The organism is Streptomyces sp. NPDC005266 (genome assembly GCF_040607655.1).
GTDB lineage: Bacteria > Actinomycetota > Actinomycetes > Streptomycetales > Streptomycetaceae > Streptomyces.
Genome location: NZ_JBEXHC010000021.1, coordinates 21,319 through 47,049, shown reverse-complemented (window position 1 = coordinate 47,049; position 25,731 = coordinate 21,319). Strand labels below are relative to the sequence as shown.

The 25,731-nt window shown below is 72.8% G+C and carries 18 protein-coding genes and 4 pseudogenes; 10 read left to right on the top strand and 12 right to left on the bottom strand.

The genetic code is table 11. The features are described 5' to 3' along the window. Positions 1-4,491: ABC transporter ATP-binding protein (locus ABZU99_RS28325; protein WP_356228037.1), on the top strand; the 4,491-nt coding region annotated here is incomplete at its 5' end. Between the two features lie 108 nt (positions 4,492-4,599). Here the strand turns inward: ABZU99_RS28325 and ABZU99_RS28320 are convergent. Beyond that, positions 4,600-5,043 carry a hypothetical protein gene (locus ABZU99_RS28320; RefSeq protein ID WP_355946301.1) on the bottom strand — a complete coding sequence of 148 codons (444 nt, stop codon included), beginning with the start codon at positions 5,041-5,043 and terminating at the stop codon, positions 4,600-4,602. 182 nt (positions 5,044-5,225) lie between these two features. On the opposite strand from ABZU99_RS28320, the gene ABZU99_RS28315 reads away from it, so the two are divergent. Then, positions 5,226-6,629: a S28 family serine protease gene (locus ABZU99_RS28315; protein WP_355946304.1), complete on the top strand. Its 1,404-nt coding sequence runs from the start codon at positions 5,226-5,228 to the stop codon at positions 6,627-6,629. A gap of 276 nt (positions 6,630-6,905) precedes the next feature. Here the strand turns inward: ABZU99_RS28315 and ABZU99_RS28310 are convergent, their stop codons facing one another. From ABZU99_RS28310 to ABZU99_RS28300, 3 genes are all read right to left on the bottom strand, one after another. After that, positions 6,906-8,828, bottom strand: a complete 1,923-nt coding sequence (locus ABZU99_RS28310; protein ID WP_355946307.1) for a glycoside hydrolase family 3 protein — start codon at positions 8,826-8,828, stop codon at positions 6,906-6,908. Between the two features lie 122 nt (positions 8,829-8,950). Continuing rightward, complete coding sequence (locus ABZU99_RS28305) at positions 8,951-9,550, bottom strand: hypothetical protein (protein WP_355946310.1); 600 nt, start codon at positions 9,548-9,550, stop codon at positions 8,951-8,953. Positions 9,551-9,575: 25 nt separating this feature from the next. Next, on the bottom strand, positions 9,576-10,499 hold the full coding sequence (locus tag ABZU99_RS28300) for a LysR family transcriptional regulator (protein WP_355946313.1): 924 nt from the start codon (positions 10,497-10,499) through the stop codon (positions 9,576-9,578). A gap of 91 nt (positions 10,500-10,590) precedes the next feature. Here ABZU99_RS28300 and ABZU99_RS28295 point away from each other — a divergent pair, with 91 nt between their 5' ends. Next, positions 10,591-11,595: an EamA family transporter gene (locus ABZU99_RS28295; RefSeq protein WP_355946316.1), complete on the top strand. Its 1,005-nt coding sequence runs from the start codon at positions 10,591-10,593 to the stop codon at positions 11,593-11,595. On the opposite strand, the pseudogene ABZU99_RS28290 reads toward ABZU99_RS28295, so the two are convergent. The 4 genes and pseudogenes from ABZU99_RS28290 to ABZU99_RS28275 all read right to left on the bottom strand — a co-directional run. Continuing rightward, positions 11,588-12,259, bottom strand: a pseudogene (locus ABZU99_RS28290) (sugar phosphate isomerase/epimerase family protein); the annotation flags it as partial. The gene ABZU99_RS28295 and the pseudogene ABZU99_RS28290 overlap by 8 nt on opposite strands. 126 nt (positions 12,260-12,385) lie before the next feature. Further along, the gene (locus ABZU99_RS28285; RefSeq protein WP_355946397.1) at positions 12,386-13,528 is read right to left on the bottom strand and encodes a class I SAM-dependent methyltransferase; all 1,143 of its coding nucleotides are present in this window, start codon (positions 13,526-13,528) and stop codon (positions 12,386-12,388) included. A gap of 114 nt (positions 13,529-13,642) precedes the next feature. Then, positions 13,643-14,578, bottom strand: a complete 936-nt coding sequence (locus ABZU99_RS28280; protein ID WP_355946319.1) for a helix-turn-helix domain-containing GNAT family N-acetyltransferase — start codon at positions 14,576-14,578, stop codon at positions 13,643-13,645. A 91-nt stretch (positions 14,579-14,669) separates the two neighbouring features. Continuing rightward, positions 14,670-15,731, bottom strand: a complete 1,062-nt coding sequence (locus tag ABZU99_RS28275; protein WP_355946322.1) for a LacI family DNA-binding transcriptional regulator — start codon at positions 15,729-15,731, stop codon at positions 14,670-14,672. 173 nt (positions 15,732-15,904) lie between these two features. Here ABZU99_RS28275 and ABZU99_RS28270 point away from each other — a divergent pair. The 6 genes and pseudogenes from ABZU99_RS28270 to ABZU99_RS28245 form a co-directional block, all read left to right on the top strand. Then, positions 15,905-16,090 (top strand): annotated as a pseudogene (locus tag ABZU99_RS28270) (gfo/Idh/MocA family oxidoreductase); the annotation flags it as partial. After that, the gene (locus ABZU99_RS28265; protein WP_355946325.1) at positions 16,072-16,443 is read left to right on the top strand and encodes a hypothetical protein; all 372 of its coding nucleotides are present in this window, start codon (positions 16,072-16,074) and stop codon (positions 16,441-16,443) included. The pseudogene ABZU99_RS28270 and the gene ABZU99_RS28265, both read left to right, overlap by 19 nt. 47 nt (positions 16,444-16,490) lie before the next feature. Further along, positions 16,491-17,651 (top strand): Gfo/Idh/MocA family oxidoreductase, encoded by a 1,161-nt coding sequence (locus tag ABZU99_RS28260; RefSeq protein WP_355946327.1) that lies wholly within the window; start codon positions 16,491-16,493, stop codon positions 17,649-17,651. Between the two features lie 148 nt (positions 17,652-17,799). Further along, positions 17,800-18,909 (top strand): dihydrodipicolinate synthase family protein, encoded by a 1,110-nt coding sequence (locus ABZU99_RS28255; protein ID WP_355946400.1) that lies wholly within the window; start codon positions 17,800-17,802, stop codon positions 18,907-18,909. Beyond that, the gene (locus ABZU99_RS28250; RefSeq protein WP_355946329.1) at positions 18,906-19,736 is read left to right on the top strand and encodes a sugar phosphate isomerase/epimerase family protein; all 831 of its coding nucleotides are present in this window, start codon (positions 18,906-18,908) and stop codon (positions 19,734-19,736) included. The genes ABZU99_RS28255 and ABZU99_RS28250 overlap by 4 nt, the downstream gene beginning before the upstream one ends. 178 nt (positions 19,737-19,914) lie before the next feature. Then, on the top strand, positions 19,915-20,466 hold the full coding sequence (locus tag ABZU99_RS28245) for a GNAT family N-acetyltransferase (protein ID WP_355946332.1): 552 nt from the start codon (positions 19,915-19,917) through the stop codon (positions 20,464-20,466). Here ABZU99_RS28245 and ABZU99_RS28240 read toward each other — a convergent pair. The 4 genes and pseudogenes from ABZU99_RS28240 to ABZU99_RS28225 all read right to left on the bottom strand — a co-directional run. Then, positions 20,406-20,750 carry a hypothetical protein gene (locus ABZU99_RS28240; RefSeq protein ID WP_355946335.1) on the bottom strand — a complete coding sequence of 115 codons (345 nt, stop codon included), beginning with the start codon at positions 20,748-20,750 and terminating at the stop codon, positions 20,406-20,408. The two genes, ABZU99_RS28245 and ABZU99_RS28240, sit on opposite strands and share 61 nt — an antisense overlap. 450 nt (positions 20,751-21,200) lie before the next feature. Beyond that, a pseudogene (gene rbsD, locus ABZU99_RS28235) lies at positions 21,201-21,619 on the bottom strand (D-ribose pyranase). Next, positions 21,616-22,545: a ribokinase gene (locus ABZU99_RS28230; RefSeq protein WP_355946336.1), complete on the bottom strand. Its 930-nt coding sequence runs from the start codon at positions 22,543-22,545 to the stop codon at positions 21,616-21,618. Before ABZU99_RS28230 ends, rbsD begins: the two are co-directional and overlap by 4 nt. A gap of 389 nt (positions 22,546-22,934) precedes the next feature. Further along, positions 22,935-23,158: pseudogene (locus ABZU99_RS28225) on the bottom strand (substrate-binding domain-containing protein); the annotation flags it as partial. 202 nt (positions 23,159-23,360) lie between these two features. On the opposite strand from ABZU99_RS28225, the gene ABZU99_RS28220 reads away from it, so the two are divergent. After that, entirely contained in the window at positions 23,361-25,601 is a 2,241-nt protein-coding gene (locus ABZU99_RS28220; protein ID WP_355946338.1) for an ATP-dependent RecD-like DNA helicase, read from the top strand. The last annotated feature ends 130 nt before the right edge of the window (positions 25,602-25,731 follow it).

Below are 25,731 nucleotides of genomic sequence, written 5' to 3'. Positions count from 1 at the left end.
GCGCAGGACACAGACCGGGGCTGGGCGCGGCGGCTGACGCGCTACTGCTTGCGGTACCGCCGCAATGTGCTGCTCTCCCTCGGCGCCTCGCTCGCGGGGATGGCCGTCATGGGACTCGTCCCACTCGTACCGAAACTGATCATCGACGATGTGATCGTCCAGCACGACAGGGCGCTCGCGCCCTGGGCCGCGCTGCTGATCGTCGCCGCGCTCGTCGTCTACGCCCTCACCTTCGTCCGCCGTTTCTACGGCGGACGGCTCGCGCTCGACGTCCAGCACGATCTGCGCACCGAGATGTTCGCGTCGATCGCCCGCTTCGACGGACGTCGCCAGGACGAGCTGTCCACCGGCCAGATCGTCGGCCGGGCGACCAGCGACCTCCAGCTCGTCCAGGGTCTGCTCTTCATGGTGCCGATGATGATCGGCAACGTTCTGCTCTTCCTGGTCTCCCTCGTGGTGATGGCGGTGCTCTCGCCGCTGCTCACCGTCGTCGCCCTCGCCGTCGCCCCGGCCCTGTGGATCATCGCCTCGCGCAGCCGCGTCCGGCTGTTCCCCGCCACCTGGTACGCCCAGGGGCAGGCCGCCGCCGTCGCCGGTGTCGTGGACGGGGCCGTCACCGGGGTCCGGGTGGTCAAGGGGTTCGGGCAGGAGGCGCAGGAGACCGGCAAACTCCGCGAGGTCGGCCGCCGCCTCTTCGCCGCCCGGCTGCGCACCGTACGGCTGAACTCCCGCTACACCCCCGCCCTCCAGGCCGTGCCCGCCCTCGGCCAGGTCGCCATGCTGGCCCTCGGTGGCTGGATGGCCACTCGCGGCCAGATCACCCTCGGCACCTTCGTCGCCTTCTCCACCTATCTGGCCCAGCTCGTCGGCCCGGTCCGGATGCTCACCATGATGCTGACCGTCGGCCAGCAGGCGCGGGCCGGAGTCGAGCGCGTCTTCGAGCTCATCGACACCGAGCCCGCCATCGGGGAGCGCGCCGACGCCCATGAGCTGCCGCCGGACGCGCCCGCCACGGTCGAATTCGACCGGGTCACCTTCGGCTACGACCCCGGGCACCCGGTCCTGTCCGAGGTGTCGCTGCGGATCGAGCCGGGCGAGACGCTGGCCGTCGTGGGCGCCTCCGGAAGCGGCAAGTCGACGCTGTCGATGCTGCTGCCGCGCTTCTACGACGTGTCCTCGGGCGCGGTGCGGATCGGCGGCCACGATGTGCGCGAGCTGACGTACGCGTCGCTGCGCGGGGCGATCGGTCTGGTGCCCGAAGAAAGCTTCCTCTTCTCCGACACTGTCCGAGCCAACCTCGCGTATGGGCTGCCGGAGGCGACCGAGGAGCGCATCCTGGCCGCCGCCCGGGCCGCCCAGGCCGACGGTTTCATCCGCGCGCTGCCCGACGGCTACGACACCGAGGTCGGCGAGCAGGGGCTCACCCTCTCGGGCGGCCAGCGCCAGCGCCTGGCCCTGGCCCGCGCGATTCTCACCGACCCCCGGCTGCTCGTCCTGGACGACGCCACGTCGGCGGTGGACGCGCGCGTCGAGCACGAGATCCACGAGGCGCTGCGGGGCGTCATGGCCGGGCGTACGACCCTGCTGATCGCCCACCGCCTCTCCACCCTCGCCCTCGCCGACCGCATCGCGGTCCTGGACCGCGGCCGGCTGGTCGACGTCGGCACGGACGTGGAGCTGCGGGAGCGGTGCGCGCTGTACCGGCGGCTGCTGACCGACCCGGACGAACTGAGCGGCATCGCCCGCGACCCGGCCGGTCGCCTCGCCGGCGGGGCGACCGGCAACGGCGGCGCCGCCCCCGGCGCCGCCGCCGAGGGGCTGCCGCCGGACGGCGGCACCCGCGCGGTGCCGGCCCCGGACCTGGACGGCCTGCCGGCCGCGACGCGGGTCCGGCCGCACGGCGGTGACGACCCCGAGCACACCGGGGCGGCGGGCCTGGCCGGCGCCTTCGGCGGCGAGGCCGCCGCCGCGGGGCTGGCCGAGCCGCGTGCTGACGGCGCGCCGTCCTCCGACGGCCGGCGGGCGGGGGCGGACACGGGCCCGGACCTGCCCGGGCGGACGACCGCGGCGGGAGCCCGCCCACGCGGCGGCGACGGCGCCCACGCCTGGGACAGCCCCGGGGTGGCGCCGGGCCGGGCAGGGCAGGCGGCCGGTGTCGAAGACGGCAGCCTGACCACGGTGGCGCGCAGCCGCTCCCATGGCGGGGATGACCAAGTGGGCGGCACCGCCCGGGCCGGAGGCCCGGCGGTGGATGGCTCCGCACGGCTGAGCCCACGCGGCGGGGATGACCCGCAGCACGCCGCACCGGAGACGGGCGGCTCCGCCCGCGCCGTCGTCGCGGCGGACGGCTCCGGGGCGGGCCACGTGCACACCGGGGTCGGCGACGGCGTGACGCCCGCGCTGTGGGCGCGGCGCGAGGCCGAAGGCGGCCCCGCGGAGAGGCGCGGCGCGAGCGCCGCCCCTGCCGCCCCCGCCGCCCCTGCCACCCCCGCCGCCCCCGCCGCCCCTGCCACCCCTGGCACCCCTGCCACCCCCGCCGCCCCTGCCGCCCCTGGCACCCCTGCCACCCCCGCCGCCCCTGGCACCCCTGCCACCCCCGCCGCCCCTGCCGCCCCTGCCGCCCCCGCCCCGGGGCCCGGGATCGCCGGGGCGTTGGCCGGGATGCCCGCCACGCCCGATCTGCTCGCCAAGGTGGCGGCCCTGCCGCCCGCCACCGATACCCCCGATGTGGACGAGGAGCGGGCCGCGCGGTCCGAGGAGGCGTACGGGCTGCGGCAGTTGCTGCGTGGCTTCGGGGCGCCGCTGCTGGGCGCCCTGCTGCTCGTGTCCATCGACGCGATCGCCGGGCTGCTGCTGCCGGTGCTCATTCGGTACGGCATCGACCAGGGTGTGCAGCGGCTCGCACTGGGGGCCGTGTGGTCCGCGGCCGGGCTCGCGCTCTTTGTCGTGCTGGCGCAGTGGGCGGCGCAGATCGGGGAGACGCGGCTGACCGGGCGGACCGGTGAACGGGTGCTGTACGCGCTGCGTGTGAAGATCTTCGCGCAGCTCCAGCGGCTCGGGCTCGACTACTACGAGCGCGAGTTGAGCGGCAAGATCATGACGCGGATGACCACTGATGTGGACGCCCTGTCGACGTTCCTCCAGACGGGCCTCGTCACCGCCGTCGTCAGCCTGCTGACCTTCTTCGGGATCCTGGTCGCGCTACTGGTGATCGATGTCGAGCTGGCGCTGGTGGTCTTCCTGACCCTGCCCCCGCTGATCCTCGGCACGGTCTTCTTCCGGCGCAAGAGCGTCAAGGCGTACGAGCTGGCGCGCGAGCGGGTGAGCGTCATCAACGCGGATCTGCAGGAGAGCGTGGCGGGGCTGCGGATCGTGCAGGCGTTCCGGCGCGAGGGGTTCGGCCGGGCGCGGTTCGCGGAGCGCAGCGACGCGTACCGCCGGGCGCGGGTGCGCGGCCAGTGGCTGATCTCGGTGTACTTCCCGTTCGTCCAGCTGCTGTCGTCGACGGCCGCCGCGCTGGTGCTGATCGTCGGCGCCGGGCGGGTCGGGGACGGCACGCTGAGCGCGGGAGCGCTGGTCGCCTATCTCCTCTACATCGACCTGTTCTTCGCACCCGTCCAGCAGCTCTCGCAGGTCTTCGACGGCTATCAGCAGGCCACCGTGTCGCTCGGCCGCATCCAGGAGCTGCTGCGCGAGCCGACCACCACCCCGGTCGCCGCCGCGCCGCGGGAGGTGCGGAAGGTGCTCGGCGAGGTCACGTTCGAGGAGGTGCGCTTCCGGTACGGGGACGGCGAGGAGGCGCTGGCCGGGGTCGATCTCACGATCCCCGCCGGGCAGACGGTGGCGTTCGTCGGTGAGACGGGGGCGGGCAAGTCGACGCTCGTCAAGCTGGTCGCCCGGTTCTACGACCCGACCGAGGGCGCGGTGCGCGTGGACGGTAAGGATCTGCGCGAGCTCGACCTGACCGCGTACCGCAACCGCCTGGGCGTCGTCCCGCAGGAGCCGTATCTCTTCCCCGGCACCGTGCGCGACGCGATCGCCTACGGACGACCCGACGCGAGCGACGCCGAGGTGGAGGCGGCCGCGCGGGCGGTCGGCGCCCACGCCATGGTGGCCTCGCTCGACGGCGGCTATCTGCACCCGGTCTCCGAGCGCGGGCGCAATCTGTCGGCCGGGCAGCGGCAGTTGATCGCGCTCGCGCGCGCCGAGCTGGTGAACCCGGACATCCTGCTGCTCGACGAGGCCACGGCCGCGCTCGACCTGGCCACCGAGGCCCTGGTCAACCAGGCCACGGACCGGCTGGCGGGCCGGCGCACCACACTGGTCGTCGCCCACCGGCTGACCACCGCGGCCCGCGCGGACCGGGTGGTGGTCCTGGACCACGGCCTGGTCGTCGAGGACGGCACCCACGAGGAGCTGGTAGCGCGCGAGGGACGGTACGCCGCGCTGTGGCGCGCCTTCACGGGCGAGGCGGCGCCGGTCGGCGCGTAACGACTCCCCGTCCTCGCACAGGGAGCCCAGGGAAAGGCGCGGGCGGACCGGCCGGTGGCGATACGGCCGGTAACGCTCGGCGTTCACCGGTCGTTACCTACCGTAACGTCATGGCTCCATGCCGCTGGCCCTCGCGATGCCCTCCACTTCGCGCCGGTCCCGCTCGCGCTGCTCCGCCTCCGCCGCCACCCGCTGCTTGTGGCGGTGCAGGTAATCGGGGTCCTGGGCCCGGTCCTGAGGCACCAGCACCTTCATGCCCTTGGCATGCGGACTGTCGCCGAGGTCGACCACCACGCGCTCGTCCTGGGAGGTGAGCAGGCCGAAGAGCACCAGCAGCTCGGCCTGTAAGGCGGGGGTGAACAGCTCTTTCTCCTCCGGCCCCATACCGAGCTCATACGTCCCCCCGCGGACGGCCGGTGAGGTGCTCAGCTCGCGCAGCAGCCGCATCAGCAGCTCGAGCGAGCGAGGATCGATACGTTCCTGCAATTCGGTCAGATACCGCGTCAGCCGCTCGGCCCGTTCGCTCCGGTCGTGCCGTTCGTCTCGGTCCATACAGGCAGGATGGGCCATCACAGCCCGCTACGAAAGAGCGCGAGGGTAACAACTCTCCGTATGCGGCGGGTGGTTGCGGTCAGGAGGGGCCCCTGGCGGGGGCGCCTGTGTCCCGATAAGTTCTCGGCGACCTGTGCGAATTGACGGGTAGCCAGGTAAACCAGGGAAACGAGGGAAACCGCATGCGCAAGGTGGCCAGATGGCTGTTGTCGCTCGCGATATTCGTGGGGGTGGCCGGCGCGGGTGGCGGAGGCGCGCCCGCGGCAGCGGCCACCCCCACGGAGCCGGACGTCAAGGAAAGCGTCCTGCGGATACCCGGGATGAGCTTCGTCGAGGAGCAGCCCTACGCGGGCTATCGCTTCCTCGTCTTCACCTACGCCCAGCCGGTCGACCACCGGCATCCGTCCAAGGGGACCTTCAAGCAGCGGTTCACCCTGCTGCACAAGGCCACGGACCGGCCGACGGTCTTCTACACCTCCGGCTACAACGTCACCACCGCACCGCGCCGCAGCGAGCCGACGCAGCTCGTGGACGGCAACCAGGTGTCGATGGAGTATCGATTCTTCTCGCCCTCCCGGCCGCAGCCCGCCGACTGGTCCAAGCTCGACATCTGGCAGGCGGCCAGTGACCAGCACCGCCTCTACCGGGCGCTGAAGCCGGTCTACGGGAAGAACTGGCTGGCCACCGGCGGCAGCAAGGGCGGCATGACGGCGACGTACTACCGCCGCTACTACCCGCATGACATGGCCGGCACCGTCGCCTATGTCGCCCCCAACGACGTGGTCAACAAGGAGGATTCGGCGTACGACCGCTTCTTCGCGGGCGTCGGTACCGCCGAGTGCCGCGCCCGGCTGAACGCCGTGCAGCGCGAGGCGCTGGTACGGCGCGACGAGATCGTGGAGCGCTATCAGAAGTGGGCGGACGACCAGGGGCAGACCTTCACCGTCGTCGGCAGCGCCGACAAGGCCTACGAGAACGTCGTCCTCGACCTGGTGTGGGCCTTCTGGCAGTACCACCTGCTGAAGGACTGCGCGGACGTCCCCGCGCCCACCGCCTCGACGGATGAGCTGTACCGCTTCATCGACGACATCTCCGGCTTCCCCGCCTATACCGACCAGGGCCTGGAGACGTACACCCCGTACTACTACCAGGCGGGCACCGAGCTCGGCTCGCCCGACTTCAGGACCCCGCATCTGAAGGGCCTGCTGCGCTACCCCGGCATCTACACCCCGCGCAGCTATGTGCCGCGCGACATCCCGATGCGCTTCCGGCCGGGCGCGATGCGGGACGTGGACAGCTGGGTGCGCCATGACGCCCGGCGGATGCTGTTCGTGTACGGGCAGAACGACCCGTGGGGCGCGGAGCCGTTCCGGCTCGGCAAGGGCGCCAAGGACTCGTACGTCTTCACGGTCGCCGACGGCAACCACGGCTCGAACATCGGGCAGCTCGCGGCGGCGCAGAAGGCCAAGGCCACGGCGGAGGTGCAGAAGTGGGCGGGCGTCACCCCGACCGCCAAGCCGCTCGTCAAGCGTGATGCGACGCTCGACCGCCGTGAGGTCGAGCGCGAGCCGATGCTGAGGCCGTAGCGGTGCGCCGGGCAGTGCGGGGCCCGGGTCGAGCGTGAGCCGATGCTGAGGCCGTAGCGGTGCGCCGGGCAGTGCGGGGCCCGGGTCGAGCGTGAGCGGGTGCTGAGGCCGTAGCGGTGCGCCGGGCAGTGCGGGGCCCGGGCTGAGCGTGAGCGGGTGCTGAGGCCGTAGCGGTGCGCCGGGCAGTGCGGGGCCGGGGTCGAGCGCGAGCGGATGCTGAGGCCGTAGCGGTGCGCCGGGCAGTGCGGGGCCCCTGCCCCGCACTGCCCACGGGGCTCAGTACGACAGGCCGTGCCCGATCGGGTACAGCACCCGGGACGGGGCGTCCGCGTGCCGCACGGCCACCGGCAGCCGGCCGCCCGGGTCGGCCCGGCCCGCGATGACCCGGGCGGCGGCGCGCATCTCCACATCGGTCCAGCAGTAGGTGGCCAGTGACGCCGCGGGACCCTTGCCCGCGCCGTCCAGCCGTGCGATGTCGTACGGGTTGTGGAGCGCCACATGCACCACCGGGATGCCGGTGGCCACGAGCCGTGCCACCAGCGTGAGCTGGCTGGACCCCGCCACGACGTTGGAAGTCGCCACGATCACCGCGTCCCGCCCGCGCGCCGCCGCGACCGCCGCATCGATCCGGTCCGGTGAGGGGCCGGGCGAGGTGCCCGTGCCGGTGGACAGGGCCTCGGCCGTGAAGCCCAGGCCCCTCAGGGCCCGGGCGAGGACGGCCGTCGGCGGGCCGCCGGTGCCGGAGGGGTCGGCGGGGTCCGCGCCGACCACCAGCAGCGAGCGATGGCGGCGGCGGGACAGCGGCAGCAGCCGCCCGTGGTTGGTGAGCAGGGTGGTGGTGCGCTCGGCGATCCGGTCGGCGGTGGCGCGGTGCGCCCGGATGCCGACCGTGCGGTCCACCGCACGGTCGCTGGTGTACGGATCGTCCAGCAGGCCCCGGCGTGCCTTGAGATCCAGAATGCGCCGCAGGGACGCGTCGATCCGGTCCTCGCTGAGCTCGCCCTCCTGGACGGCCTTGTGGACGCTCCGCCAGGCGGTGCCCAGGTGCGGCGGGTTGAGCAGCTGGTCCACGCCCGCCTTCAGCGCGAGCACCGGGACCCGGTCGTCGCCGTACTTCTTGCGCACGCCCTGCATGCCCAGCGAGTCGGTGACCACCACACCGTCGTAACCGAGCTCGCCGCGCAGCACACCGGTGATGGTGGGGCGGGAGAGGGTGGCGGGGTCGTCGGCCGGGTCGAGCGCGGGGAACAGCAGATGCGCCGTCATGATCGAGTCGATGCCGGCCTTGATCGCGGCGCGGAACGGCGGGGCGTCCAGCCGCTCCCATTCCTTGCGGGAGTGGGTGATGCGCGGCAGCCCGACATGGCTGTCCACGGTGGTGTCACCGTGCCCGGGGAAGTGCTTGGCGGTGGCCGCCACCCCGGCGCTCTGATAGCCCTGGACCTGCGCCGCGACCAGCCGGGCGACGGCGCGCGGATCGGCGCCGAAGGAGCGCACGCCGATCACCGGGTTCGCGGGGTTGACGTTGACGTCCGCGTCCGGGGCGTAGTTCTGCCGGATGCCGAGTGCGGCCAGTTCGGCTCCGGCGGTACGGGCAGCCGTCCGTACGTCCGGCACGCTGCCGCCCGCACCGAGCGCCATCGCGCCCGGGAAGAGCGTGGCGGGCGCGCCGACGCGGGCGACGGCGCCGTACTCCTGGTCGGTGGAGATCAGGACCGGGACGCCGGTGGAGCGTTCGAGCGCGGCCTTCTGGATGCCGTTGGAGAGCGAGGCCACCTGGTGCGGGTCGCGGATGTTGTGCGCCCATCCGATGTACATGATCCCGCCGACGTGGTACTTCGCGATCAGCTCGGCGGCGTTGGCGACGCCGATCTCCCTGCGGTTCGCCGCGACGTCGCCCGGGTCGGGGTCGGTGGCCGAATGGCCGTACACCCGCATGACGAAGAGCTGGCCGATCTTCTGCTCCAGCGTCATCCGCCCGATGAGCGCGTCGACACGGTGGCGATCGCGGTCACGGTCACGGTCGCGGCCCGTTGCCGGGGCGGGGCGCGAGCCGGTGGCCGACGGGGAGCCGGAGGCGGTACGGGGGCGGGTGGATGCGGGTTTGGAGCCGCTGTCCATCCTGGGACCGCAGGCGGTGGCCGCCGCGGCGGAGGCGACGGCGGCGAACAGGGCGCGGCGAGACGTGGGTGCGGTCACCCGCAGTCCTTCCATGGGAAACGCGGAGGGGGCGGCGTTGATAGGACACGCTGAAACACAAAGCACGGCCGGGTCAATGGGAACGAGGTTTTCGATTCACGTTCGTGCAGGAGACGTCGGCTTCAGTCAGTGAAGTGCGGATGGGTAGGCAGCCGCCCCTTTGGCACCTCGAAGACGGCGATCACATGGAACGGCGCGAAGCACTCGGGCGGCGGCTTGGGATGCCGGGCCGCCACCAGCGAGAGCCGGTCGCCGGAGCGGTGCAGCGTCGCGGACGGCCACTGGGCGCATCCGGTGAGCGTGGACCAGCCGACCAGCGCCGTGCGCGAGAAGTCGGTGTGCCCGGCCTTCGCGGCGATCTCGGACCCCCGCTTCCCGAACCGTCCCGCGAAGGCGGCCAGCTCGCCCCTGCTCCGCGCCACCGTATGGACCTGAGGCACCGAGCCGGCCTGGCTCATGAAGGAGACGAGCCCGGTGTCGATCCGCCCCGCGCGCGGTGTGGCGGACGGGGAGACGCCGCCGACGCTCTGGGAGGGGTGTGCGTCGGCGGCGGGGTGCTGTTGGCCGCAGGCGGCGGAGAGGGTGGTCAGCGACGCAGCCAGCAGCGAGACCGATACCGCTCTGCGGAGACTCCCCATCAGCACACCACTGGGACGGACGCCCGCCCGTCCCGGTTCCGCATGCGGCACCGTCTCGTCCAATCGGTGGGCAATGGGGCGCATGCGCCCATGGTGACAGCCGCTGCCGTCACCCCGCGCGCTGTGGCCACAGGTCGCGCAGGAGCCGTACCGACTCGGTGATCGCGGGGCGGCGGGCCGCGCCGGTGCGCCACAGCGCGTACAGCTGCCGGACCGGGACCGGTTCGAGGGGGAGCGCCAGCACGCCGTCCGGCAGCGGACCCCGGCCCAGCCGGGGCATGAGCGCGATGCCGAGACCGGCCGCCACCAGCGCGATCTGGGTGTGGTTCTCCGCCGCCTGATAGGCCAGGTCCGGCTCATGGCCCGAGGCGCGCAGCGTACGGACCAGCCAGTCGTGGCACACCGACCCCGGCGGCTGGCAGATCCAGCGCTGCCCCGGCAGATCCTCCCGGCGCAGCGCCCGCCGCCCGTCGCCGGTGGCGCGCTCGGCCAGCGGATGTCCGGCCGGTACCAGGACATCGCACAGATCGTCCCCGACGATCGCCCGCTCCAGCCCGTCCGGGGCGGGCAGCGGCGCGATGTCCCAGTCGTGGGCGACGGCCACGTCGATCACGCCCTGCGCCACCAGATCCACCGACAGATGCGGGTCGACCTCCACGAGCCGGGCGTCCAGGGAGGGGTGTTCGGCGCGGAGCCGGGCCAGCACGACGGGCATCAGCCCGCGCGCCGCCGAGGGGAAGGCGCCGATGACCAGCCGTCCGGTCGGCCGCCCGCGCCGCTCCTCCAGCGTGGTCTCGGCCTGCTCGACGATCGCGAGCAACTGCTGGGCGGTGGCGGCCAGATGCCGGGCCGCGTCGGTCAGCGCGATGCCCCGGCCCTGCCGCTCCAGGAGGGTGGTGCGGGTCTCCCGCTCCAACTTGGCGATCTGCTGCGACACGGCGGACGGGGTGTAGCCGAGCGCGGTCGCGGCGGCGCTGACCGAGCCGTGCACGGAGACCGCGTGCAGCGCCCGCAGCCGGGCCAGATCCAGCATGCGCCCTCCCTGCCTCGTTAACCGTTGCTACATCCAACCATGAAGGCATCCGCGCTGGTGCTACATGGTTCGGCCACGTGATCCTCTACCCATGCGACCTGCACACATCGCTCTCGCGGTCCTCGTCACCGCCGTCTGGGGCGTCAACTTCGTGGTCATCGACGTGGGGTTGGACCACTTCCCGCCGCTGCTCTTCTGCGCCCTGCGGTTCCTCGCGGCGGCGCTGCCCGCGGTCTTCCTGGTCGGCCCGCCGAAAGTCTCCTGGCGGTGGATCCTCGGGGTCGGTCTCGCGCTCGGTGTGGCGAAGTTCGGGCTGCTGTTCATCGGGATGCACGAGGGGATGCCGGCCGGGCTCTCCTCGCTGGTGCTGCAGATCCAGGCGGTCTTCACCGCGCTGTTCGCGGCCGTCGCCTTGTCCGAACGCCCCACCCGGCGGCGGCTGCTGGGCATGGCCGTGGCCCTCGCCGGGATCTCGGCGGCCGCCATCGACGAGGGCACCTCGGGCCCGCTCCTCGGCTTCGTCCTCGTCCTCGCGGCGGCGGCCTTCTGGGGCGTCTCCAACGTCCTCACCCGCAAGGCCGCGCCGCCCGACCCCCTCAGCTTCATGGTGTGGGTGAGCCTCGTGCCGGTGGTGCCGTTGCTCGGGCTCTCGCTGATATTCGAGGGCGCCGAGCCCGATCTGGCAGCGCTGCGCGGGCTCGACTGGGCCGCGGCGGGCACGATCGTCTACGTCGCCTGGCTCGCCACCGTGTTCGGCTTCGGCGTCTGGGGGTTTCTGCTGCGCACCTACGACGCCTCGGCGGTCGCGCCCTTCTCCCTGCTGGTGCCGGTCTTCGGCATGTCCTCGGCGGCACTGGTGCTGGGCGAGGGCATCAGCCCTCTGCGCTGGCTGGCGGCCGCGCTGCTGGTGGGCGGGGTGGCGCTGACCTCGCTGCCCACGGTGCGGCTGCGTCGCCCCCGGCTCAGGCCGCGTCGGCCAGCAGCCGCAGCAGATGGTCCCGGCCCGGGGCGAGCAGCCCCGGCAGCTCCTCCGCTCGCGGGTACCACCGCTTCTCGTACTCCCAGCTCAGCCAGCCGTCCCAGCCCTCGCGGCTGAGCAGCTCCACGCACTCGGTCAGCGGCAGCACCCCGGCGCCCAGCGGCAGCGGGGTGGTGTCCGCCGCCGACGCGATGTCCTTGACCTGTACATACCCCAGATGCGGAGAGAGCGCGGCGTAGGTGGTGGCCGGGTCCTCGCCGCCCAGCCAGGGGTGCATCACATCCCAGACGGCACCGACGCTGCCATGGCCGACGGGCCCGAGGACGCGGGCCGCGTCGGCGCCGGTCGGGTGCGAGTCATGGGTCTCCAGCAGCAGCCGTACGCCGAGGTCGGCGGCGCGGGGCGCCGCGGCACCGAGCCGGCGGGCGGCCGTGGCGTCGGCCTCCTCCGCGCTCTGCTCACCGCCGCCCGGGAAGACCCGGACGTGGGGCGCGCCCAGGTCGTGGGCGAGCTCCAGCAGCTCCCGCAGCCCGGTCAGCACCGGCTCGTCCGGTCCGGCCTGGCCCGCCTGGACATATCCGGCGACGGTCAGGATCTCGACCCCGGCCGCCTTGAACTCCGCGGCCACCCGCGCGCGTTCGCCCGCGTCGAGGCCCGGGCGCACCGGCTCCTCGGGGTGAGCGCGCAGCTCGACTCCGTGGTACCCGCTCCCGGCGGCGAGCCGTGCCACGTCGCGCACGGGCAGACCGGGGACTCCGAGGGTGGAGAAGGCGAGCTTCATGAGCGGGCTCCGTTGGGGTCGTGGTGGATCTCGGGATCTGGGGGATCTTCCCCGTCCCGGGGACGCTAAGCAGGGGCGCGGACGGGGTCAATTCCGCCGTGCCGATGAGCGGTCATCGGACAGGGATCACCGGGTACCCAGCCGCCACAGCGAAGTCACCTCCGCCGCGCGGGCCGTATGCAGCGGATCGTCCGGGTCGAGGGCCCGGGGGTGCACGGGACGGGTGTCCAGCCGGTCCACGACCCGCAACCCCGCGGCGCCGAAGGCGGCGAGCAGCTCGGCGCGCGACCGCAGGCCCAGGTGCTCGGCGAGGTCGGAGAGGATGAGCCAGCCCTCGCCGCCCGGTGCCAGATGGCCGGCCAGGCCGTTCAGGAAGCCGAGCAGCATGCGGCTCCCCGGGTCGTACACCGCGTACTCGACCGGTGAGCTGGGCCGGGCCGGCACCCAGGGTGGATTGCAGACCACCAGCGGGGCGCGGCCCGGCGGGAAGAGATCCGCCTCGACCACCTCCACCCGCCCGTACAGGCCCAGCCCCGCCACGTTCTCCCGCGCGCACACCAGCGCCCGCGCGTCCTGGTCCGTGGCCACGACGCGGGCGACCCCCCGCCGGGCGAGGACCGCCGCCAGCACACCGGTCCCCGTGCCGATGTCGAAGGCCAGCTCCCGGGAGGGCAGCGGGGCATCAGCCACCAGATCGACGTACTCGCCGCGCACCGGGGAGAAGACCCCGTAGTGCGGACGGACGCGGTCGCCGCCCAGCGCCGACACCTCGACACCCTTTCTGCGCCACTCGTACGCGCCGACAACACCCAGTAACTCGCGCAGCGAGGTCACCGACCCCCGGTCCGCCGGGCCGTACGCCTCCCGGCACGCCTCCCGTACGTCCGGGGCCCGGCGCAGTGGCACGCCGAAGTCGCGGTCCAGCTCCACCAGCAGCATGCCCAGCACCCGGGCCCGCCGGGACCGCTCCTGGCGGTGCCGGTGGAACGCCTCGGCCGGCGACGCGGCCGGCGCCTGCCGCCCCCGCGCCCGGCGCGGCCCCCGGTCGACCCGGCGGGCCATCGCGCTCAGCAGCTGACGGGCGCCCTGGAAATCCCCGCGCCACAGCAGCGCGGTGCCCTCGCACGAGAGCCGGTGGGCGAGGTCGGCCGCCATGCGGTCGTCCGCGATCTCGACCCGCCGGGGCGGCGGTGCACCGCTCTCGGAACGCCAGTGGGCGGTATGGGCCCGGCCGTCCTCGGTCCACTGAATGACCTGCTGCGTACTCAGGGGTACACCCTTTGCTCGTATGCGCCGTTCTTGTGTGGACCGATCCTCGCGGTGCCGGACCGGCGGCGCGAGCGGATTTCCGGACGGATGGTGCCCGTCACACGTGTGGCGGCCTCACCGGAGGCTGAGCCGCCAGTCCTGGCCGACCAGATCCACGCCATAGCTGTGGTGCGGCTTCCCGGCGACCAGCTCGAACCCCGCCCGCTGGTAGATCCGCCGGGCGGAGGTCAGCACATCGTTGGTCCACAGCACCAGCTCGCGGTACCCGGCCTCGCGCGCGAAGTCGACACACGCGCCCACCAGGAGCTCACCGATCCGCCGCCCCCGCGCCTCCGGCTCGACCAGAAGCAACCGCAGCCGGGCCGTATCGGGCGCCTCGTCCCGTACGCACAGCACCGATCCCACCGGGCGGCCGCCCAGCTCCGCGATCCACGCCCGCTCACGTACCGGGTCATGGTCCGCGCCGAACTCTCCGACGATACGGGCCACCAGGGCCTCGAACTCGGCGTTCCACCCGAACTCCCCGGCGTACAGGGCCCCGTGCCGCTGCACGATCCATCCCAGATCCCCCGGCTCCGGCCCCCGCAGCCGCACCGCGGGCTCCCTCGGCCTGTCGAACACCTGCCGCGCGGTTGCCAGCGCCTCCCGCAACCGCCCCATCTCGCTGCCGGGCAGGGTGGCAAGCAGCCGCGCCACCGCCTCCCGCGACCGCCGCTCCAACTCCTCCGCCGCGGCCCGCCCCTCGTCGGTGAGCAGTACCTCCTGATAGCGCGCGTCCCGAGGATGCCGCTCCCTGGTGATCAGCCCCTGCTCCTCGAACCGGCCGAGCGTCCGGCTCACATGCGCGGCGGTCAGCCCCAAGTCCTCCCGGAGCCTGGACACCTGGGTGCGCTCCCGGTGGGCCAGCTCGTAGAGGATGCGGGCCTCGCTGAGCGAGTACGGGCTGTTGAGCTGCCCGGGGTAGTCCAGGGCGCCGATGAGCCGGGTGTACATCCGGTTGAACGCGCGGACCTCGTCCACGGCCGGGTCGAGACCGTTTCTGGCCTCCATGGGGCACCTCCTTCGCGTCCTTCGCACCGATACGCTTGATCTTATCCTTGCGCCAGATCAAGTGTTCCGGGAAGAGGCGTCGGGGGACGGGTCAGGTACGCGGCGGTGCCGTGGACGCCCGGACCATCAGCTCGGCCCGTACCATCGCCACCCCGCCCGGCGGCCGCGGTTCGCGGCCCAGGGCCAGCCGGCCCGCCCGTACGCCCGCCTCGTGCAGCGGCAGCCGGACGGTGGTCAGCGCCGGCACCGCGTCCGCGCTGAACGGCAGATCGTCGAAGCCCGCGACCGAGACGTCCTGCGGAATCCGCAACCCCTGATCGCGCAGGGCCGCGCAGACGCCGAGCGCGATCGTGTCGTTGGCGGCGACGATGGCGGTCAGGCCGCGGTCGCGGCGCAGGAGTTCCAAGGTGGCGTCATAGCCACACGCGCGGTCGTAGAGACCGTGCACGGTCAGCCGCTCGGCGTCCTCGCCCGTACCCGCGTCGACGCCCGCCGAGGCCAGCGCCGCCCGGTGGCCTTCCAGCCGGTGCCGGGTCGTGGTGCGCTCGGCGGGGCCGGCCACATAGCCGATGCGGCGGTGGCCGAGGGTCAGCAGATGTTCCGTCAGCCGCCGGGCACCGCCGCGGTTGTCGAAGGTGAGGGTGGTGGCGTCCGTGATCGGCGGGCGGCCGCACAGCACCACGCGGGTGCCGGACGCGGCGAGCCGGGAGGTCTTGGCCGCGACCGCGGCGGCGTGGCCGGGGTGCTCGACGGCGCCCCCGGTGAGGACGACGGCGGCCGCGCGCTGCCGCTGCAACAGGGTGAGATAGGTCAGTTCGCGCTCGGCCGACCCACCGGTGTTGCAGATCACGGCGAGCTTCTCGCCCCCGGGCCCCGGCTCACCGGCCGGGGTGCACATCGCGGACTGCACGGCGCCCGCGATGATGCCGAAGAAGGGATCCGCGATGTCGTTGACCAGCACGCCGACCAGATCGGAGGTGGCAGCGGCGAGAGCGCTTGCCGGCCCGTTGACCACGTACTCCAGTTCGTCGACCGCGCGCAGCACCCGCGCCCGGGTCGACTCGGCTACCGGGTAGTTGCCGCTCAGGACGCGCGACACGGTGGCCGCCGAGACCCGAGCCCGTGCCGCCACATCGGCCAGGGTCACTGCCATGTTTCCTCCGTTGGTGATCACCACGTGGTACACCGTGCGCCCCGCTGGGGCGCGTCCATGCTCTCACCGCGTGAGCGGCGCGATCGTGCACTCCGGGGTCTTGTCCTGTCATCAGGGCCATGCCTAGGGTCCTCTGCAGCAAGCGCTTTCCCTCGTGGAGGAGCCCTTGGCCCATGGCCGCAGCTGCCATCACCCGAATCCGTGCCGCCGTCATCGGCACGGGAGCCATCGTCGCCGGAAGCCATCCGGCCGCACTGCGCGACCACGCCGACCGCGTGGACCTGATCTCCCGCCACCGCGACCGGACCGTGGCCGTGCTGCGCGCCGGCGCCTGGCTGCTGTGCGAGAAGCCGCTGTGCTCAACGCGGTCGCGGCGAGGGCGGGGCTGCCGGGGGCGGCCGTCTTCCGGCCCGCGCTGTTCGCGGCCGGCGGTCTGCTCGCCGTCGTCTTCCTGCGGGCGTGCGCCCGCCCCGAGTCGGCCACCGGCTGGCGCGCGGCGCTCCGCCCGGCGGCGTACGAGACGGTGCGCCGACCGCGCGGCAGCGCCGTACTGCTGCTCGCCGTCGCCACCGCCGCCGTCTGCGCCCGGGGGCCTGCCCGCCCCTCGCCTTCCTCGCCCAGGCCCACTGCCGCTGGCCGCCCGAGCCATGGAGCATCACCGATGACCCTCCGGCGGCGTTCGCCGTTCACCTGTCGCCTGACCCTGCGCTGAGGTGCTGACCGCACGTACTTGACCCCCAGGTGAGGAGAAGAACCCACGTGACACGCAAGACACTGCGGATCGCCATGAACGGGGTGACCGGCCGCATGGGCTACCGCCAGCACCTCGTCCGCTCCCTCCTCGCCATCCGGGAACAGGGCGGCATCAACCTCGGCGACGGCCATGTGCTGTGGCCCGAGCCGCTGCTCGTCGGCCGCCGCGAGCACGCTCTCAGGGAGCTCGCCGAGCGCCATGGCCTCGACCCGGTCGCGGATGTCTCGACCGACCTGGACGCCGTGCTCGCGGACGAGGGCGTCGACATCTACTTCGACGCGCAGATCACCGCCGCCCGCGAAGACGCCATCAAGAAGGCCATCGCGGCCGGCAAGCACATCTACACCGAGAAGCCGACCGCCACCGGTCTGCACGGCGCCCTGGAGCTGGCCCGGCTCGCCGAGGCCGCCGGCATCAAGCACGGCGTCGTCCAGGACAAGATCTTCCTGCCGGGGCTGCTGAAGCTGAAGCGGCTCATCGACGGCGGCCTCTTCGGAAAAATTCTTTCGGTCCGCGGAGAGTTCGGCTACTGGGTCTTCGAGGGCGACTGGCAGAGCGCCCAGCGGCCCTCGTGGAACTACCGGGCGGAGGACGGCGGTGGCATCGTCGTCGACATGTTCCCGCACTGGGAATACGTCCTGCACGAGCTGTTCGGCGCCGTACGTACCGTCCAGGCGCAGACCACCACCCACATCCCGACCCGCTGGGACGAGCAGGGCAAGCCGTACGACGCCACCGCCGACGACGCGGCCTACGGCATCTTCCAGCTGGAGGGCGGCGCCATCGCCCAGATCAACTCCTCCTGGGCGGTCCGGGTGCACCGCGACGAGCTGGTCGAGTTCCAGGTCGACGGCACCGAGGGCTCGGCCGTCGCGGGGCTGCGCAACTGCCGCGTCCAGCACCGCTCGGCCACCCCCAAGCCGGTCTGGAACCCGGACCTCCCGGCCACCGAGTCCTTCCGTGACCAGTGGCAGCGGGTCCCGGACAACGAGGAGTTCGACAACGGCTTCAAGGCGCAGTGGGAGCTGTTCCTGCGCCATGTCGCGGTCGACGAGCCCTGGCGCTGGGACCTGCTGGCCGGCGCGCGCGGCGTTCAGCTCGCCGCACTGGGCCTGAGGTCGTCGGCGGAGGGCCGCCGCCTGGACGTACCGGAGCTCAGCCTGTGAGCGGCGCCCACCCGGCCCGTCCCGCGGGCCGGACCGCCGACCAGGGCCACCCTCGCCGCCACGGCGGCCGAAACGACGGAGGAGCACGGTGATCCGACTGCCCGCAGGACCGGGCGAGGTGCGCGACTACACCCCCCGGGCGGAACCCATGGCCCTCGCGCCCGGGGGCGCCCCCTTCACCTCCCGCGTCGTCTTCTCGGCCGCCCATGTGGTCGCCGACCCGTACGCCGATGTCACCCCCGACAGCCCCGCCGCCCTCGACTGGGACGCCACTCTCGCCTTCCGCCGCCATCTGTGGTCGCACGGGCTCGGCGTGGCCGAGGCCATGGACACCGCCCAGCGGGGCATGGGTCTGGACTGGGCGGGCGCCGCCGAACTGATCCGCCGCTCGGCCGCCGAGGCCCGGACGGCCGGCGGGCTCATCGCCTGCGGTGTGGGCACCGACCAGCTGGCCGTCACCGAGATCGGCTACCCGTACGGCCTGGACTCGGTCCGGGCCGCCTACGAGGAACAGCTGGCCGTCTGCGAGGAGTCCGGCGCCCAGGCGATCCTGATGGCCTCGCGGGCCCTGTGCGCCGTGGCCAAGGGCCCGGAGGACTACCTCGAGGTCTACGGCCAGCTGCTGCGCCAGGCCGCCGAGCCGGTCATCCTGCACTGGCTGGGCCCCATGTTCGACCCGGCCCTCGAGGGCTATTGGGGCTCCACCGACCTGGACGCCGCCACCCGCACCTTCCTCGACGTGATCGCCGCCCACCCCGACAAGGTCGACGGCATCAAGGTCTCCCTGCTCGACGCCCAGCGGGAGATCGACCTGCGGCGTCAGTCGCCGGACAGGGTGCGCTGCTACACGGGCGACGACTTCCACTACCCCGAGCTGATCGCCGGCGACGACCGCGGGTTCAGCCACGCCCTGCTCGGCATCTTCGACCCGCTGGGCCCGCTGGCGGCGGAGGCCGTACGCCGCCTGGACGCGGGCGGCGCCGCGGCCTTCCGCGCGCTACTCGACCCCACCGTCGAGCTCTCCCGCCACCTCTTCCAGCCCCCGACTCGCTACTACAAGACGGGCGTGGTCCTCCTCGCCTGGCTGGCGGGCCATCAGTCGCACTTCACGATGGTGGGCGGCGCGCAGTCGGCCCGTTCACTGCCGCATCTGGCGCGGGCCTACGAACTGGCGGACGGGCTGGGGCTGTTCCCGGACCCGGCGCTGGCGGAGTCCCGTATGAAGCACCTTCTCGCCGTTCATGGAGTCCAGCAGTGAGCGATCTCGCGAGGTTGAGCCTCAACCAGGAGACCATCAAGCAGTGGTCGCTGCCCGAGCTGACCGAGGGCTGCGTCAAGGCGGGCATCACGGGCGTGGGCCTGTGGCGCGCCCCCGTCCAGGAGTACGGCGTGGAGGCGGCAGCCAGGCTCGTACGGGACGCGGGCCTGACGGTGACGAGCCTGTGCCGGGGCGGCTTCTTCACAGCGATCGACGCCGCGGCGCGGGCCGCCGCCCTGGCCGACAACCGCAAGGCCGTCGACGAGGCCGCCACTCTCGGCACCGACACGCTCGTCCTGGTCTCCGGCGGCCTCCCACCCGGCAGCCGTGACCTCTTCGCCGCCCGCGAGCGCATCGCCGACGTGCTGAGGGAGCTGGGTCCCTACGCCGCCGAGCGCGGTGTCCGCCTGGCCATTGAGCCGCTGCACCCCATGTACGCCGCCGACCGCTGCGTCGTCTCCACCCTCGCCCAGGCACTCGACCTGGCCGAGCGCTTCCCGGCCGATCAGGTCGGCGTGGTCGTGGACACGTACCACCTATGGTGGGACGACACGATCGCCACCCGGATCGCCCGAGCGGGCGCCGGCGGCCGTATCGCCGCCTTCCAGCTCGCCGACTGGATCACCCCCCTCCCGGAGGGCGCCCTCCTGGGCCGCGGCCAACTCGGCGACGGCTCGGTCGACTTCCGCTGGTTCCGCGAACAGGTCGACGCGACCGGCTACGACGGCCCGATCGAGGTGGAGATCTTCAACCCGCGGCTCTGGGCGCGGAACGGCGCCGAGGTCCTGGCAGAGGTGGCCGACCGCTACCGCTCGCTGGTCCTCTAACTCCGTTGCACGGCCGCCGGAATGCCGCTACGGTCGCCGCGGCGCGAGAGACGCGTGCTCACCGGTGACGAGGGAGGTTGATGAATATGGCTGCCACCAGCCCTCGTCAGCATGCCCTCGTCCGGCCCGCGCGACGCTGAAGCGCGGACCGGGTCGTCCGAACGACCAGGAGCCCAACGTGTCTTCCTCCGTCCCAGCGACTTGTGCCGACCTGACCACCGACCGCCTCACCCTGCGGTCATGGACCCCCGCCGAGGCCACCGCTGTCCTCAACGGCGCCCGGCCGCCGCACTGGGCCGACGATTTCCCCGCCGAGGGCGACCAGGTGATCGTCGGCCTCTTCGCCGAGCACCCCGCCTGGCTGGAGCCGTACGGCCACCGTCAGATCATCGAGCGCGCCAGTGGCCTGGTGGTCGGCTCGATCGGCCTGTTCTGGCCGCCCGGCGACGGCACCCTCGAGATCGGCTACGGCATCGTGCCCTCCCGCCGAGGCCGCGGCTACGCCCCGGAGGCCACCCGTGCCCTCACCGAGTTCGCCTTGAGCGCGCCGGGCGTCCACACGGTCTACGCGACCGTGGAGCTGTCCAACCCGCCCTCGATCCGGGTCCTGGAAAGGTCCGGCTTCCAGCGCCGAGGCACGCACCCCGAGCACCACACCGCCCACTACCACTACCCGTCGGACGCGTCGGATGTGGCGGACGCATCGGACGCGTCGGATGTGGCGGAATGAGCGGACTTCTGGTGCGCCACCATGACCCCGGCGACGTACTCGCGCACCTGAAGGGTGGTGTTCCCGCTGGTGTAGAGCCCCATCCCCAACATCCCGAGCGGCACCGACGCGGCGAGGAGCCCCATCATCGTCGTCCAGGGGCGCTCAGCCTCGCAGTTCTCGTAGGCGTGGTCGCGGAAGGCGGGAGCGTCGCAGTCGTTCCCGTACCGCCCCGTCTCGTACGGGGTGAACATCTGGAAGGCCAGGTAGGCCCAGCTCAGCCCCGCCAGGAGCAAGAGCCCCATGCCCCAGCTGCGCATCCTTTGTGCGCGCACCACCCATGCCGTGCTGTCGGCGGCCCCGTTCATGCGCGTCCCTCCGGTTGCGGCGCAAAGGCATGAACATAACAGGCGCCCTGACGGAGTCCGACTCCCGAAAAGGTTGAGGAAACGCTGGACGAGCGAGGCGCGCACCGGGGCCGGAAGCCCGTTCCGGAACTGGCCTTCACCCCACCGGACGTGCGGCCCCACCCGAGGTTGTCGCGCGCTCGAAAAACTTCCGGAATCCGTGCAACCCTTTCGGGCCCATGCGGGTCGTACCTGTCATGGGGCTTCCTGGGGAGGGATCCGGGGGGATTCGAGGGAGCCTTACGGTGGGGGAGACGAGGGGCCCGGTCCACGGACCGGGCCCCTCGAAACACGTCCGCCGTCCTCAGTACGGGCTACGCCTCAGTACGGGCTACGCCTCAGTACGGGCTACGCCTCAGTACGGGCCACGCCTGAGAACGGCACACCGCTCCGCAGCAGCACATTCGCGTACGGCCGTGCCTCCCCGGTGCGTACGACCAGCTTGGCCGCGCCGGTCAGCGACTTGAGCTGCTCGTGCGGGACGAGCTCCAGCGCGGGGGCGGGGAAGAGCCTGTCGAGCAGCGCGGTCGCCGCCGCGTTGTGCTGCCGTACCTCCAGGGCCGCCGTGGCCCCCTCGACCACCACCTCGTCCAGCAGCCCGGTCAGCACCTGTTCGAAGGACGGCACCCCGGCCACGAGGGCGAGGTCCACGACGAGGGGCCCGGAGGGTATCGGCAGGCCCGCTCGCAGACCATGACCCCCTCGGTGTGGCCCAGCAGGGCGATTACGGCGCTCAGATGCCGGTTGAGGATTCCCGCGCGCTTCACAGGGCGCCCGCCAGGTCATCGGCGGTGGGGAAGGACGCCTGGGCGCCGGCCCCGGTCACCGCGGCGGCGCCCACGCGCACCGCGAACCGCACGGCGGTCTCCAGGTCGTCGCCGGCGCCGAGGCGCCAGCTGAGCGCCCCGGTGAAGGCGTCTCCGGCGCCCGTGGTGTCCACGGCCTCGACCGGGAGGCTGGGGACGTGGACCGTACGGTCGCGGTCGGCGACGAGCGCGCCGTCCCCTCCGAGGGTCACCACGACCGAGCGCGGGCCGCGCGCCAGCAGGGCCTGGGCCCACTTCTCGGGCGCCCCGGAGCCGCCCGCCGGATCGTCGCGCAGCAGGAACCGGGCCTCGTGCTCGTTGACCACCAGCGGATCGCAGGCGGCCAGGACGTCGTCGGGCAGGGGGGCGGGCGGCGAGGGGTTGAGCACCACGCGCGGGCCGGGGCGGTCGCCGAAGCCCGCGTGGGCCGCGCGGACCACCTCGGCGATCGTGTCCAGCGGGATCTCCAGCTGGAGCGAGACCACGCGCGCCGCGGCCAGCAGGCTGCCCGCGGCCCGGACGTCGTCCGGTGTCAGCCGGTGGTTGGCGCCGGGGGAGACCACGATGCTGTTGTCGCCCGAGGGGTCGACGGTGATCAGCGCGACCCCGGTGGGCGCGCCGCCGACGAGGACGCCCACGGTGTCGACCCCGGCCATCTGCTGCGACTCCAGCAGCAGCCGGCCGTAGTGGTCGTCGCCGACCCGGGCCAGCAGGGCCGTACGGGCCCCCAGCCGGGCGGCGGCGACGGCCTGGTTGGCGCCCTTGCCGCCCGGGTGGACGACCAGGTCGGAACCGAGGACCGTCTCGCCCGGCCCGGGGCGGCGGTCGACTCCGATCACCAGGTCGGCGTTGGCCGAGCCCACGACCAGCAGGTCGTAGTCGTGCATGCGGTACGTCCCTTTCTCTGCAGCTGTTGCCGGCCGCGGGTCGGCCCCGCGGCCCTCGCCCGGGCCGGCCCGTTCCCGGCCCCCGCCGACGGGCCGACGGGCCGACGGGCCGTCGGGCGCCGCGTGGCGGCAAGGCCGCGGGTCGGCCCCGCGGTCCTCGCCCGGGCCCGCCCGTTCCCAGCCCCCGCCGAGCGCCGACGCGCCGTCGGGCGCCGCGTGGGTGGCAAGCCTCCCAGACTCCCGAAGGCTCCCGGGGCACCTCGGGCGGGTACGCGGTGTCCGCACTGTCCGCCGGTGTACGCGGGTGTCCGCGGGTGTCCGCGGTCTCCTCCGGCGGTGGCCGGGGAGACCGCGGACCGGGGTCCGGGGCGGCGCCCCGGACACGGGGATCACTTGGCCGTGACGACCTTGACCGGCACCTTGACCGCCCCGGCGATCTTCTCCCCCTCAGCGGCCTTGATCGCGTTCCGTAGGACCATCCGCCCCAGCTCGCGAGGCTGCTGGGCGACGGTCGCGGCGAGGGTGCCGCCGTGGACCGCCTTGAGGCCGTCCGGGGTCCGTCGAAGCCGACGACCTTGGCGGATTTGCCCGCCTTGGACCCCAGCGCCTTGATCAGCACACGGGCGATCGTCCACCTCCTTGTGGAATCGATTACAGGGAGGATTGGAATCGATTACACCGAGGCTCGGCAAGATGCCGGACCGGCCGAAACCGGATCGTGATGTTCCGAGATGCGGCGGTCGCGGACCGGCCAGGTCCGGGGGTGTTGTCCACAGGTCGAACCGGCTGTCGGCTCCCGGCGGTACGGTCGGAGCATGCTCAAACTCGCGGTGGTCGAAGGGGTCCTGGAGCGGATCACCTACGCCAATGAGGAGAACGGCTATACGGTCGCGCGGGTCGACACCGGCCGCGGTTCGGGCGATCTGCTGACCGTCGTCGGCTCGCTGCTGGGCGCGCAGCCGGGCGAGTCCCTGCGGATGGAGGGCCGTTGGGGCTCCCATCCGCAGTACGGCAAGCAGTTCACCGTCGAGAACTACACGACCGTCCTCCCCGCCACCGTCCAGGGCATCCGCCGCTATCTCGGCTCGGGCCTGATCAAGGGCATCGGCCCGCGGATCGCCGACCGGATCACCGAGCACTTCGGCGTCGAGACCCTCGACGTCATCGAGCAGCGGCCCGAGCGGCTGATCGAGGTCCCGGGCCTGGGGCCCAAGCGAACCAAGATGATCGGGGCGGCGTGGGAGGAGCAGAAGGCCATCAAGGAGGTGATGATCTTCCTCCAGGGGGTCGGCGTCTCCACCTCCATCGCGGTGCGGATCTACAAGAAGTACGGGGACGCCTCGATCTCCGTGGTCAAGAACGAGCCGTACCGGCTGGCGGCCGACGTCTGGGGCATCGGCTTTCTCACCGCCGACAAGATCGCCCAGTCCGTCGGCATTCCCCATGACAGCCCCGACCGGGTCAAGGCCGGCCTGCAGTACGCGCTGTCCCAGTCCGCCGACAACGGCCACTGCTATCTCCCCGAGGAGCAACTGATCGCCGATGCCGTGAAGTTGCTCCAGGTGGACACCGGGCTGGTCATCGACTGTCTGGGGGAGCTGGCGGCCGAGGAGGGGGTGGTGCGCGAGCGGGTCCCGGGCCCGGACGGCGGCGAGCCGGTCTCCGCCGTCTATCTGGTGCCCTTCCACCGCGCGGAGATCTCCCTGGCGGGCCAGGTGCTGCGGCTGCTGCGCACCGACGAGGACCGGATGCCCGCCTTCCAGGGCGTGGACTGGGACAAGGCGCTGACCTGGCTGGCCGGGCGCACCGGCGCCGATCTCGCCCTCGAGCAGCGCGAGGCGGTGCGGCTCGCGCTGACCGAGAAGGTCGCGGTGCTGACCGGAGGGCCGGGCTGTGGCAAGTCCTTCACCGTGCGGTCGGTGGTGGAGCTGGCCCGCGCCAAGAAGGCCAAGGTGGTGCTCGCGGCCCCCACCGGCCGGGCCGCCAAACGGCTCGCCGAGCTCACCGGCGCCGAGGCGTCCACCGTCCACCGGCTGCTGGAGCTCAAGCCCGGCGGGGACGCCGCGTATGACCGGGACCGTCCGCTCGACGCCGACCTGGTGGTCGTCGACGAGGCGTCCATGCTCGATCTGCTGCTGGCCAACAAGCTGGTCAAGGCGGTCCCGCCGGGCGCCCATCTGCTCTTCGTGGGCGATGTGGACCAGCTGCCGAGCGTCGGCGCCGGTGAGGTGCTGCGGGATCTGCTGGCCCCCGGCGGCCCGGTTCCGGCGGTGCGGCTGACCCGGATCTTCCGACAGGCCCAGCAGTCCGGGGTGGTCACCAACGCCCACCGGATCAACGAGGGGGTGCCCCCGGTCACCCGCGGGCTGTCCGACTTCTTTCTCTTCGTCGAGGACGACACCGAGGAGGCCGGGCGGCTCACGGTGGATGTCGCGGCCCGCCGCATCCCGGCCAAGTTCGGCCTTGACCCCCGCCGTGACGTGCAGGTTCTGGCACCGATGCACCGTGGACCGGCGGGCGCGGGGGCGCTCAACGGGCTGCTCCAGCAGGCCATCACCCCGGCCCGTCCGGACCTGCCGGAGCGGCGTCTTGGGGGCCGGGTCTTCCGCGTCGGCGACAAGGTGACCCAGATCCGCAACAATTATGAAAAAGGGGCCAATGGGGTCTTCAATGGCACGGTCGGAGTAGTGACCTCCCTCGACACCGATGAGCAGCGGCTGACCGTGCTGACGGACGAGGACGAGGAGGTGCCGTACGACTTCGATGAGCTCGATGAGCTGGCTCATGCCTATGCGGTGACCATCCACCGATCGCAGGGCAGTGAGTACCCGGCCGTTGTGATTCCGGTGACTACCGGGGCCTGGATGATGCTGCAGCGCAATCTGCTCTACACGGCGGTGACCCGCGCCAAGCGCCTTGTGGTGCTGGTCGGCTCGCGCCGGGCGCTCGGGCAGGCGGTGCGCACCGTTTCGGCGGGAAGACGCTGTACGGCACTGGACCACCGGCTCGGCGGCGATGGACGAGCCGAGCGTGCCAAGAGGGTTTCCGAACGGTGACGAAGGGGGCAGGATGGCCGTGATGACGGCACTGAGTGCCGCCAAAAGGCCCTTCAATCGACCCCGAGTGCACGTTCGCTACCCGAGTAGGGGAAGGTGGGGGGAGTCAGGGCACCTCGAAGAAGAGAAC